Annotated in this window: 9 protein-coding genes; all 9 read left to right on the forward strand. The window is 56.6% G+C overall.

Translation table 11 applies throughout. From position 1 onward, the window contains the following. Positions 1–184: 184 nt before the first annotated feature. Positions 185–1462 (forward strand): OmpP1/FadL family transporter, encoded by a 1278-nt coding sequence (locus BMS17_RS03870; protein WP_077430455.1) that lies wholly within the window; start codon positions 185–187, stop codon positions 1460–1462. A 95-nt stretch (positions 1463–1557) separates the two neighbouring features. After that, on the forward strand, positions 1558–3036 hold the full coding sequence (locus BMS17_RS03875; RefSeq protein ID WP_077432166.1) for a DUF1254 domain-containing protein: 1479 nt from the start codon (positions 1558–1560) through the stop codon (positions 3034–3036). A gap of 151 nt (positions 3037–3187) precedes the next feature. Next, positions 3188–3865, forward strand: a complete 678-nt coding sequence (locus BMS17_RS03880) for a DUF3313 domain-containing protein (RefSeq protein ID WP_046028172.1) — start codon at positions 3188–3190, stop codon at positions 3863–3865. Positions 3866–4053: 188 nt separating this feature from the next. Then, entirely contained in the window at positions 4054–4512 is a 459-nt protein-coding gene (locus BMS17_RS03885) for a glycine zipper 2TM domain-containing protein (RefSeq protein WP_046028173.1), read from the forward strand. 494 nt (positions 4513–5006) lie between these two features. After that, a complete protein-coding gene (locus BMS17_RS03890; RefSeq protein ID WP_046028175.1) occupies positions 5007–5819 on the forward strand; it encodes a hypothetical protein in 813 nt (270 codons plus the stop codon). Between the two features lie 329 nt (positions 5820–6148). After that, positions 6149–7537 (forward strand): DUF1254 domain-containing protein, encoded by a 1389-nt coding sequence (locus BMS17_RS03895; RefSeq protein WP_371916720.1) that lies wholly within the window; start codon positions 6149–6151, stop codon positions 7535–7537. Between the two features lie 291 nt (positions 7538–7828). Next, the gene (locus tag BMS17_RS03900; protein ID WP_046028178.1) at positions 7829–8305 is read left to right on the forward strand and encodes a 2,4'-dihydroxyacetophenone dioxygenase family protein; all 477 of its coding nucleotides are present in this window, start codon (positions 7829–7831) and stop codon (positions 8303–8305) included. A gap of 79 nt (positions 8306–8384) precedes the next feature. Beyond that, positions 8385–10748, forward strand: coding sequence for an arylsulfatase (locus BMS17_RS03905; RefSeq protein WP_077430457.1), 2364 nt, complete (start codon positions 8385–8387; stop codon positions 10746–10748). A 58-nt stretch (positions 10749–10806) separates the two neighbouring features. Further along, a complete protein-coding gene (locus BMS17_RS03910) occupies positions 10807–12075 on the forward strand; it encodes an anaerobic sulfatase maturase (RefSeq protein WP_046028181.1) in 1269 nt (422 codons plus the stop codon). Positions 12076–12079 lie beyond the last annotated feature (4 nt).

The raw sequence follows: 12079 nt of genomic DNA on the forward strand, positions 1-12079 counted from the left end.
CGACAACAGGCTAACTGCAAAGCTGATCTTCGGCTTTTTGTGCTGTTCATGAGGCTGGCGATTAGTTGCACCTGCGGTTGGAGTTCCGCGCAGACACTCAAAAAAGCCGCACGAGTAAAAGACGGCGCCCTGGACTTGGGGCGATCTAAAGATATCGATTGAGTCATCTGCTGAGAGGGATTTCATGCCATTAAATAAAAGTGTGTTGTCGATTACTGTCCTTGGTGCGCTGACACTCTTTACCAGTGGCCGCAGTGTTGCCGGTGGCCTGATGTTGTACGAAATCGCCACCGACAACGTCGGGCTGGCCAATGCCGGTGCAGCGGCTCGGGCACAAGGCCCTTCAACCATCGCCAGCAACCCCGCTGGCTTGAGTTACCTCAGCGGAACACAGATCTCCGCTGGTGCTCAGGTTCTTTTTGGGGACTTATCGTTCGATAGGAACAGTGAAACCAATACGCCGGGCGCTGGCAGCGGTAACGCGCTCGACCCCATACCGGGCGGCAGTTTCTTCATCAGCCATCAACTGGATGATCGGTGGTCCGTCGGTTTCGGCTCCTATGGCGATTTCGGCCTCACTGAAAACTACGACAACGACTGGTCCGGCCGTTATTTCGTGCAGAACGCGAGCATTGCGGGACTGTCACTGGTACCCAGTGTCGCCTACCGCTTCAACGATCAATGGTCCGTCGGCGTCGGACTGAAAGCCATGTACGGGATGCTGAAGAGCGAAGCCGCCATCGATCAGGCGCCGCTCGGACTGACACAAAAGGTCGACGGCCAATACAAATACCGGGACAGCACATGGGGTTACGGCGCCAACGCAGGCGTCATTTACGCACCAAAACCAGGTACCCGGATTGGCCTGGCCTACACCAGTCAGGTTGACCTCGACTTCGAGGATCGCCTGGATGTGGAGAGCAGTGCTCCGCTGGTGAGCCGCCTCAACAGCGTCAACACCAAGATCGACCTGAAAGTACCGCAAACGGCGACCCTCAGCCTGTACCAGCAACTGGACACGCAATGGGCTGTCCTGGCCTCGGTCAATTGGCAGGACTGGTCGAAATTCGGTGACATCGGCATTGACGTAGACACGTCCCGAACCGGTTCCCGGTCTACCTCGATCGATGCGCATTACAAGGACACGTATCAATTGGCGCTTGGCGCTCAATACCAGATGAACCGGGACTGGCTCTGGGACTTCGGCGTTGCCTATGACACGTCCGCCGTGTCCGACGCAAATCGTACGCCCACCGTGCCCATGGGCGCCGCCTGGCGCTTCGCCACAGGCTTTACTTACTCACTGAATAAAGAGACAGACGTGAATTTCAGTTGGGTCACGGTGTGGATGGGGGACATGTCCGTCGATCAGCAAAAAACGCTGTCAGGCAATCGTGTCTCAGGCGAGTTCGACAACGCCTGGATTCAAGCCCTGACGGCCAACATGACTTGGCGCTACTGAGAAAAATCCAGGATCGTTTCAGGTGTCACGCCTAGTATCTAACCGTGGGCATGAACGCTCACGACACCGGTTTGTACAAAACTAACGAGGTGAAAATGAACAGGAAGTCTCACAGTGGCTGGACATTGGCTGCGGCGGTCGTCGTAGGTTCAACGCTTTTCACCGGGTGCACGAGCAAGCTCGATCCGATCACACAGGCCGACAAGGCGGATGTGGCCAAGGGCGTTCTCGCGCCGAGCCTGGAGCAAACCAAGGCGATCGCCGAGGAAGGCTTTATCTACGGCTTGCCGCTGGTCATGAACTACGCCGTGATGAACGAATTCGCAGTGAATTCCAAGTCCAGCCAGTTCAAGGCGCCCTTCAACCAACTGCACAACGATCATCAGGTCGCGACACCGGCTGACACGGCCATCATTACACCCAACAGCGACACGCCGTACTCCTTCCTCTGGGCCGACCTGCGCGCCGAGCCGCTCGTGATCACCGTGCCGGCCGTTTCCAAAAAACGCTACTACGCGGTTCAAATGATCGACGGCAACACCTATAACTACGGCTACATTGGGAGTCGGGCAACTGCCAGCGCGCCCGGGAACTATCTGATTGCAGGTCCTGACTGGAAGGGGGTGACACCTCCAGGCATCGAGAAGGTGTTCAGCTCCACGACCCCCTTCGCGCTGACACTGATCCGGACCCAGTTGTTCAATCCGGCCGACATGCCAAATGTCGAGAAAGTGCAGGTGGGCTACAAGATCCAGCCGCTGTCCGCCTTCCTCCATCAACCTGCGCCGCCCGCCTCGCCGAAGATTGCTTTCGTGCCGGCCACGACGGGGGGCATCAAGGCCAACTTCTTCGAGTACCTGTCAGCCGCGTTGGAGTATGTGCCGCCATCGGCAGACGACAAGGAGATCCGGTCCAAGCTGGCCAGCATCGGCGTAGGCCCCGGCCGTAGCTTCGAATTCAAGGACCTCTCGCTCGAGCACAAGGCCGTGGTCCTGCTCGGGATGAAGGCCGGCGATGAGCAGGTCGACAAGTTCCTCTCGAGCGGCATGAAAAACATCAACGGCTGGAGCGTCGGCGCGTTTTTCGGCGACCAGGCGTTCTACAAAGGCGACTGGCTGATGCGGGCTAGCGCCGCGAAGGCGGGTCTGTACGGCAATGACGCTGCAGAGGCGATGTACCCCATTACGCGTACCGATGACAACGGCCAGACGTTGAATACCGGCAAGCACAACTACACGCTGACGTTCCCTGCCGGAAAACTGCCACCCGTAAATGCCTTCTGGTCGGTGACCATGTACGACGGCAAGAGCCAGTTGCTGATCAAGAATCCGATCAACCGCTACCTGATCAATTCGCCGATGTTGTCGGCGATGAAGAAGAACGCGGATGGTTCACTGACCCTGTACATCCAGAAGCATTCGCCGGGCAAGACCAAGGAGTCCAACTGGTTGCCGGCGCCTGACGATACAGCCTATCTGGTGATGCGCCTCTATTGGCCGAAGACCACGCCACCGTCAATTCTTCCCGCTGGTGCGGGCAACTGGCAGCCGCCGGCAGTGGTGGCATCGAAGTAACGCGACGCTTGCGACTGCTTGCAGTTGGCAAGCAGTCGTTCGATTGCTCAGGCTGAGATCCAGTGGGCCCTATTCCGAAAGGGCTGAGGCCACAGGGTCTGACCTTGAATAAAAGACATTCAGGAACACATCCCTCAAGGAGTACCGTTATATGAACTTCGCGCACAAATGGATAACGGGTGCCGCACTGAGCAGTTTGTTATTGACCGGCTGCGTATCGAAAGTCACTGAAGCCGAGCAATACTCGGGCTATCTGTCCAACTACAACAACTTGCAGGAAGTCAAAACGGCAAGCGGCGGCACAACAATGCGTTGGGTCAGTCCGTCGTGGAACCCGAATGCCTATGACACGGTGGTGTTCAACAAGCTGGAGCTCTATCCCGCGCCCAAGCCCGATGAGCGGGTCAACCAGCAAACGCTGACCGACATCCAGAACTACATGACCAGTAAGGTCAAAGGCACCCTGGGTCAGAAATACCGTGTGGTTTCCAATACCAGCGCCGCGCCGGTGGGTTCCAACACCCTGCTGATGCGTGCGGCGATCACCGGGGTGAATGCCGAAAACGAAGGGATGAAATGGTACGAAGTGGTGCCGATCGCCGCCGTGGTCGGAGCAACACAGGCCGCCACCGGCCACCGTGATCAGGACAGCACTTTGTTCATCGAGGCCGAGATTATCGATGCGAGAACCAACCAGACGGTAGCCAAGATTGTACGCAAGGTGTTTGGTACAACGCTGGAAAACGAGAGCCAGAAGATCACCGCCCAAGACTTCAAAGCGGCGATAGACAAGTTGAACGTCGATCTCTGGGCGTTCATTCGCAGTTAAGCCTTGATTGAACTGCCTACAGACGTTGGCTCCATACACGTCCAGCAGAGGATGCTGACATGTCTTCCTCTTCATCGCTTCCGTCGCGGCCTATGTCACAGGTCCTCTGTGAAGCCGGGACATAGAAACGATTCAAGGACGCAGCTGAAAGGCATTGCAATCAAATACCAATAACGAGGTGCACCGCAATGAAAGTAATCCTGTCCTGGCTGTCAGTCACATTGATGACGGTGCTGATAAGTGCCTGCTCCGCCGTCGGGTCAACCGATGGCGGCGCCGGTGAAATCGAGATTCGCTCAGGGAAGATCGAGCAGATATCGCTGACGCAGATGCAAACCAGCCACGACAGTGGTGTCGGCGCCGTACTCGGTGGTCTTGGCGGCCTGGCGGTTGGCAGCTTGATCGGGGGCGGCACCGGGCGTGACGTCGCCATGGTTGCCGGCGCGCTCGCCGGTGCTGCTGGCGGTAACTACGCCGAGAAGAAAAAGTATGACCAACCGGTCGAGGCGCAACAGATCATCGTGCGGGTCAACAGTGGCGTGCTGGTATCGGTGACTCAACCGATCAATCCGTCCCTGACTAAAGGCTCGAAGGTGTATATCCAGGGCTCAGGCAATGATGCCCGCGTTGTGTCGCAAGGCAGTTAAGGCTGACTGTTCGGATTCGTAAAACACCGTACCTGCCTTCTTAACAAATTTTGTAGGAGCGAGCTTGCTCGTGATGGACTCAAGAGCGCTGCGTTTATTCTGTAAACACGCGATTTCGTTAACGACCATCGCGAGCAAGCTCGCTCCTGCAAAACCTCCCACCGGCATAAAAAGAAAAATGGCCAAATGATTATTAGAGGCATGACCAGCGAGAAGCAGAGGCTACTTATGCAGTAGTCACTGCAACGGTAAACTTTACGCCCCTCTTGACTGGACCCGACAAACACTTGACTGATTGGAGAAGTTAAACTTGTAACGCAAGTAACCTCAGCATGAAACAAGACGTATCAACAACAGAATGGGGGGCTGTTCGCTGCGCTTCAGTTAATTACGACCCATTGAGATTGAGGTATTCAAGTAACTTCTGCTAGTCGTTAGCAGGCTCCCGTTGATAATCGAGGGGCCCGCGGCGATCGGTACCCAGGGAATTCGACATGAACAAGTACATTGAACGACTTTTGCTATCGTCTTTGGTTTTCGGTATTTCCGTTTCCAGTCGGGCCGACGATCAGGCGGAGCTGGCTAAACAGTCATTAAATCCAGTCGCGGCGCTGTACAGCTTGCCCATCCAATACAACTGGAATCAGAAAATGGGGCCCTCCGGCGATGGAATCCAGAGTGTCACCAATATCCAGCCGGTTTTACCCTTCACACTTAATGACGATTGGAATCTGATCTCTCGCACGATCCTCCCGATCATTGATCAGCATGGGCTGGCACCGAGGGGTATCGCCGATAAAAGCGGAGTGGGCGACACCTCGCAAAGCTTCTTTTTCTCTCCCAAAAAGCCGACCGAGGACGGCTGGATCTGGGGTGTAGGCCCCGCGTTGTTGTTACCGACCGGTAGTGATGAGCTACTGAGTAGCGAACAATGGGGGATTGGACCGACAGCGGTGGCGTTGAAGCAGGCCAACGGTTGGACGAACGGTATTCTGGCGAACCACATCTGGTCGCTGGACAACAACCCGGCCAATGACAAGGAGAAGGTCAATCAGACATATCTGCAACCCTTTCTGGTCTATACCACAGCGTCGTACACCAGTTTTGGCATTAATACAGAATCCACTTACGACTGGGAAGCCAGGGAGTGGAATGTGCCGATCAACCTGTTCGTGACGCAATTGTTCAAAGTCGGCAAGCAGCCCATGAGCCTTCAGGTAGGGCCGCGATACTGGGCGGACAGTCCTGAAGATGGTGCGCACGGCTGGGGCTTTCGGGTGGCGTACACGCTACTCTTTCCTAAGTGAAACTGTCCGTAAGATTTACTTCAGCATCGGAGGACACGTTGCTGTCATGTCAGCAGCGTTGTTTGATTTGCTGCTTATACTGACCGAGCAGTCTGAGCTTGCCATCCGTCGTGTTTCTCCTTGATCAGTGTTGCGCTCGCGCCCACCCATATCATGTAAAACAAAGACTTACAGCAAGACAAGGAGCGTTATGAGATATCAAGTCGTGAGCAAACGCGACATTGAATATCGCCTGATTAGTAGTTAGCTGGCCGACTCAATCATCTAATGAAAAAAAATGGAGTTTCAGGTTCATGATAACCACACTACCGAGAACATTTGGCTGCGCGATGGCATTGCTCGCATCCTTAGGATTTACGCTCGCCCAAGCAGCGGACATCACTCCCGCCGAAACGAAAGCCATCGCCGAGGAAGGCTACATCTACGGTCTGCCGATCGTAATGAACTACGCGACCCTGTACGACTATGCCGTGGACAAGAACTCCGGCCAATACAAGGCGCCGTTCAACCAGATCCACAGCATGCACAATGTCTTTAGCTACAAGGACACGGCCATCGTCTCGCCGAACAGTGACACGCCGTATTCCATGATGTTCACGGACCTGCGTAGCGAACCGATCGTACTCTCGGTACCGACGGTGGAGAAACCGCGGTACTACTCGGTGCAGCTTGTCGATAACAACACCAACAACTTCGGTTACATCGGCAGCCGTACCACCGGCAGCGAAGCTGGCGATTACATGCTGGTCGGTCCAGACTGGAAAGGCGTGACCCCGCCTGGCATCAAGAAGGTGTTTCATTCCCAAACACAACTCCTCTTCGCGATCTTTCGCACCCAGCTCTACAATCCGGCGGACATGCCAAACGTCGAAAAGATCCAGTCCGGTTATGCGGCCCAGCCGTTATCGGCTTATCTCAAGCAACCCGCGCCGCCTGCCGCGCCGGCGATCAACTTTCCGAAGTTCGACAAGGCCCTGGCCAAGATCGACTTCTTCAAGTATCTGGGCTTTGCCTTGCAGTTTGCCCCGGCCACACCGGATGAAGTTGCGATCCGCGCGAAGCTGGCCCGTATGGGCATTGGCGCCGGCAAGGACTTCAACTTCCAGGATCTCTCCGCCGAGCAAAAGGCCGCCGTGGTTGAAGGCATGCAGGCTGGGCATACGAAGGTCCAGAATGCAGTCAATCATCTCGGCACGCAGGTCAATGGCTGGAACATCGTGAGTTCCGGCGGTAATGCCGCGTTCTACAAGGGTGATTGGCTAAAGCGCGCCGCCATCGCACAAGCAGGCATCTATGCCAACGACGCCGAAGAGGCCACGTATCCGATGGCCAAGATCCTGTCCGATGGGACGCTGCTTGACGGCAGCAAACACAACTACAGCCTCACCTTCCCCGCTGGACAGCTCCCGCCGGTCAATGCCTTCTGGTCGGTGACGATGTACGACGGCAAGTCGCAACTGCTGATCAAGAATCCGATCAATCGCTACCTCATCAATTCGCCGATGCTGCCTGACATGAAGAAAAATGCAGACGGCTCGCTGACGCTCTACATCCAGAAGGACTCGCCCGGCGCGGACAAGGAAAGCAACTGGCTGCCTGCACCGAATGATCTGATCTACATGGTGATGCGCCTGTATTGGCCGAAGACGGAAAACCCTTCCGTCCTGCCTCCTGGCAAAGGAACGTGGAGTCCGCCCCAGATCGTTAAAATCAATTGAGCACCTAACGACCGGTTGCAGCGGACGGCGCTGATGCGCCGCTGCTGAACCGGGGCGTCAGGGTTTCGCAGAGGCCTTGACCGTCCGCTGTCATTACCCAAAGACCAGAGGTGGCCGCAAACCGTATACGTTGTTGTTTGGGCGTTATTTGCACGGCACTCCGTATGCCGCGATTCAACGCAATTGGGTGGATACCCCTCCTCAAGAGGGGGGCGGTGTGAGCACAGCCTGTTCACGATGCTCTCAACGCACCGTGTAAATCCTTCCACCGTCCAACAGAGAACAACAAGCATGTTTTATGAAAACATCGACACCTCCTCCATCAACGACGAGGACCTACCGTGGGTTCCGTTCGCACCTTACAGCGATGAAGTCTTCATCAAATACATCAAATGCGACCCGGTTCGCGGGGAAACCATCACCCTGCTCAAGGCCCCGGCCGGGTCTGCTCTGCCCAAGCACTATCACTCCGGCACGGTCATCGTTTACACCATCAAGGGTGGCTGGAAATACCTGGAGCACGACTGGATCTCGACACAGGGCGGCGTGGTGTTCGAAACCGCAGGTTCCAGCCATACGCCTATCGCGCTGACTGAATACGGCGATGAGCTGATCACCTTGAACATCACCCAGGGCGACCTGCTGTATTACGACGATAACAACAACGTCGTTGCCATCGAGAACTGGAAATCCAGCGTGGATCGTTACCTGGCATTCTGCAAAGCCAATGATATCGAGCCCAAAGACATCACCAGCTTTGCGGTCTGACCAGCCCTCCAATCTCTCAGCCGTCCGGTGTTCGACCGGGCGGCTGCGCCGTTGTAATGAATAAAAAACGGAGACACCCATGTCCCAGAAGCTGCAACCCGCCGGGCGTTTCACCCTGAAACTCTGCGCACTGTTGGCCAGCTCGGTCGCATCCGCACAAGACTCGCTGCCCTTCCCGCCGACGCCTTCGGCCAGTGACGCCAAACCGACGCTGCAAGAATCGAAGCACCAGAAACGTCAGCCTCAATCTCACCTTCCTGCCGAGGCCCCCAATATTCTGGTGATCATGCTTGATGACGCCGGCTTCGCGCAGTCCGACACCGTCGGCGGCGCAGTCCATACGCCGACCCTGAGTCGAGTCGCCGACAGCGGTGTGCGCTACAACGCTTTTCATACCGCGGCCATCAGCTCCGCAACTCGCGCCGCTTTGCTTACCGGACGCAACCATCACCGAGTTGGCAACGGCGTCATCGCAGAACTGGCCACTGACTGGGATGGCTACACCGGCAAGATACCCAAAAGCTCGGCGACCATGGCCGAGGTGCTCAAGCAATATGGCTACAGCACCGCCGCGTTCGGCAAATGGCATAACACACCCCCCATGGACACCACGGCGGCCGGTCCTTTCGATACTTGGCCGACGGCCTACGGCTTCGAACATTTCTACGGATTCCTGGCCGGCGAAACCTCTCAGTACGAACCGCGTCTGTACCGCGACACGACGCCAATCGAACCGGCGCGAGATCCGAAATATCACCTCAGCGAAGATCTCGCCAATCAGGCCGTAAACTGGCTGCAAGACCATCAGACCTACGCGCCAGCAAAACCATTTTTCATGTATTGGACACCGGGTGCCGTACATGGCCCGCACCAAGTGAATGCGCAATGGGCCGATAAATACAAAGGCAAGTTCGACGGTGGTTGGGACACCTATCGTGAGCAGACGTTTGCTCGCCAAAAAGCTCTGGGCTTTATCCCGCAGGACGCCGTCCTCACCCCACGCCCGGCGGAACTTCCAGCCTGGGACAGCTTGTCTTCCGAGCAGAAACAGTATCAGGCACGGTTGATGGAGGTGTATGCCGGCTTCCTGGAACATGCCGACACACAGGCCGGCAAGATTCTCGACGAACTGGAGCGTGAAGGTAAGCGCGACAACACGCTGATATTTTATGTCTTCAGCGACAACGGCGCTTCTTCCGAGGGGATGGAGGGCACGATTAATGAGTTGCTGGCCCAAAACGGGATTCCAGTTCCCAAAGAGCAGCAGTTGAAAGTCCTCGACGAGATGTATGGCGGCTTGTCCGCGCTCGGCGGCCCTAAACTTGAAAGCATGTACAACGCCGCGTGGGCCTGGGCAGGTTCAGGGCCATTCGTAGGCACTAAACTTGTCGCCGGCTACTTCGGCGGTACGCGCACGCCGCTGGCTGTTTCCTGGCCGAAACAGATCAAGGCCGACGCCAGAGTTCGCACACAATTCCACCATGTCAACGACATTGCTCCGACAGTCTACGACGTGCTGTCGATCACGCCACCCAAAGAGGTCAACGGTATCGCTCAGGACCCAATGGATGGAGTCAGCATGCGCTACACCTTCAACGACGCTCTGGTGAAGTCGAAAAAACCGACGCAATACTTTGAAGTCTTCGGCAGTCGCGGCGTCTACAAGGATGGCTGGATGGCCTCGGTTTTTGGCCCGCGCAAACCCTGGGTGCAAGGCTTTGCGCAGTTCATGGGCTGGAATCCGGCGAATGATCAATGGTCGCTCTACAACCTGCAAAACGACTACTCCCAGGCCAACGATGTAGCCGCGAGTCATCCGGAAAAACTTGCGGAGCTGAAGGCCGAGTTTGACGTGCAGGCCAAGGCTAACCATGTCTATCCGATTGGTGCCGGTCTCTACCCCTTCCTCGATCCGACTGCACGAATCTCTAGCAGCCAACGCGAATGGCATTTCAGTGATCGCGTCCATCGCTTTCCGGAGTTTGCTGCCCCCAACCTGCGCAATCAGAACAGCAAAGTTGTCGTCGACGCCGACGTTCCAGCTAACGCCACCGGCGTGTTGTATGCCTTGGGCGGTATCGGTGGCGGGGTCAGCCTGTACATGGATGACGGTTTCCTGATCTACGAGTACAACGCGCTGGCTATCTCTCGAGTCAAACTGCGTTCGGCCGAACGAGTACCCGCAGGCAAAGTCAGTATCGAAGTGCTGACGACCCTGTCGTCAGCCAAGCTCGGAGGACCGGCCAGCCTGAGCTTGCGACTTGACGGGCAGGAAGCCGCCAAAGGGGTGACGCCGTTCACTCCGGCACTGACGTTCACCGCCAGCGAAACCTTCGACGTGGCTGAAGACCTCGGTTCCCCCGTCACCCTGGACTATTTCGAGCGTGCGCCCTTCGCATTCAATGGCAAGGTCAAGGATGTACACGTGACGTATTTGCCTTGACCCTCTATGCCGCCCGGATAACCGGGCGGCAGACTGATGACTCCCGGACCCTGCCCCCATGCCTACCCACGAAACCCCGCCCCAGGGCTTGCATCTCATGGCCAAACCCGTCGGGCCGATCTGCAACCTCGATTGCAGTTACTGTTTCTACCTCGAAAAAGAACAGCTTTTCCCCCCTCGGGAACGCTTCAGCATGACCGACGATGTGCTGCGTCAGTATGTGCAGCGCTACATCGAGGCCCAGCCCACGCCTGAAGTCGAATTTACCTGGCAAGGCGGCGAACCGACGTTACTGGGGTTGGATTTTTTTCAACGCGCGGTCCTGTATCAACGCCAGTTCGCAGGGAACAAAGTCATTCGCAACACGCTGCAGACCAATGGCACGTTACTCAATGACGACTGGTGCGCGTTCCTCGCCCGTGAACGCTTCATGGTGGGGATCAGCCTCGATGGCCCGCGATTCGTTCACGACCTCTATCGCCCCGACAAGCGCGGACACTCCAGTTTCGATGATGTGATGCACGGTCTCGAACTGCTCAAGCACCATGGCGTCGACTTCAATGTGTTGGTTACCGTGGCGCGCGATGTCGCCAGATTCCCCTTGGAAATCTATCGTTTCCTCAAGTCTGAGGGCGTTCGTCATATTCAGTTCAACCCCGTGGTGGAACGCGAGCCAAGCGCCTCACAGGTCAGTCTGGGTCTGCATTTCGCTATCCCGCCGGAATTGCGCTTGCACGTGGTGCCGGAGCCCGCGATGGTGACGGAGCAAACGGTTGCACCCGAGGCCTATGGCGATTTTCTCATCACGATTTTTGACGAGTGGGTGCGTGAGGATGTCGGGGAGGTTCATGTCATGAACTTCGAATGGGCACTGGCCTCATGGTGTCAGCTGCCGGCCTCGGTGTGCCTGTTCAGCCCTCGCTGCGGCAAAGCGGCGATCGTGGAACACGACGGCAATGTCTACTCCTGCGATCACTACATGTATCCCGAGTATCTGCTGGGCAACCTGAAGACCGATGATCCTGCCGTGCTACTCGCCTCTGCTGCGCAACAAGCCTTTGGTGCCGCCAAAGAAGAGACACTGCCGACGTATTGCCAGCAGTGCGATTACCGCTTCGCCTGCCATGGCGAATGCCCGAAAAACCGCTTCATGAATGCGCCCAACGGCGAGCCGGGCCTGAACTACCTGTGTCCGAGCTACAAGAAATACTTTCGTCACCTGACGCCCTACATGAACGCCATGGCCCAACTGGTCAGCCACCAGCAACCCGTGGCGTTGATCATGCAGGCCTTCGCCGGCCCGCTGATCGTGCCCCTGGATAAATAGCCTT

Origin of the sequence: Pseudomonas sp. C9 (assembly GCF_002000165.1) — a bacterium.
In the GTDB taxonomy this organism is placed as follows: Bacteria; Pseudomonadota; Gammaproteobacteria; order Pseudomonadales; family Pseudomonadaceae; genus Aquipseudomonas.

Bases quoted from the DNA above. Each gene is read 5' to 3' on its own strand.
- BMS17_RS03870 (WP_077430455.1), top strand. From the start codon at position 185: ATGCCATTAAATAAAAGTGTGTTGTCGATTACTGTCCTTGGTGCGCTG.
- BMS17_RS03875 (WP_077432166.1), top strand. From the start codon at position 1,558: ATGAACAGGAAGTCTCACAGTGGCTGGACATTGGCTGCGGCGGTCGTC.
- BMS17_RS03880 (WP_046028172.1), top strand. From the start codon at position 3,188: ATGAACTTCGCGCACAAATGGATAACGGGTGCCGCACTGAGCAGTTTG.
- BMS17_RS03885 (WP_046028173.1), top strand. From the start codon at position 4,054: ATGAAAGTAATCCTGTCCTGGCTGTCAGTCACATTGATGACGGTGCTG.
- BMS17_RS03890 (WP_046028175.1), top strand. From the start codon at position 5,007: ATGAACAAGTACATTGAACGACTTTTGCTATCGTCTTTGGTTTTCGGT.
- BMS17_RS03895 (WP_371916720.1), top strand. From the start codon at position 6,149: ATGGCATTGCTCGCATCCTTAGGATTTACGCTCGCCCAAGCAGCGGAC.
- BMS17_RS03900 (WP_046028178.1), top strand. From the start codon at position 7,829: ATGTTTTATGAAAACATCGACACCTCCTCCATCAACGACGAGGACCTA.
- BMS17_RS03905 (WP_077430457.1), top strand. From the start codon at position 8,385: ATGTCCCAGAAGCTGCAACCCGCCGGGCGTTTCACCCTGAAACTCTGC.
- BMS17_RS03910 (WP_046028181.1), top strand. From the start codon at position 10,807: ATGCCTACCCACGAAACCCCGCCCCAGGGCTTGCATCTCATGGCCAAA.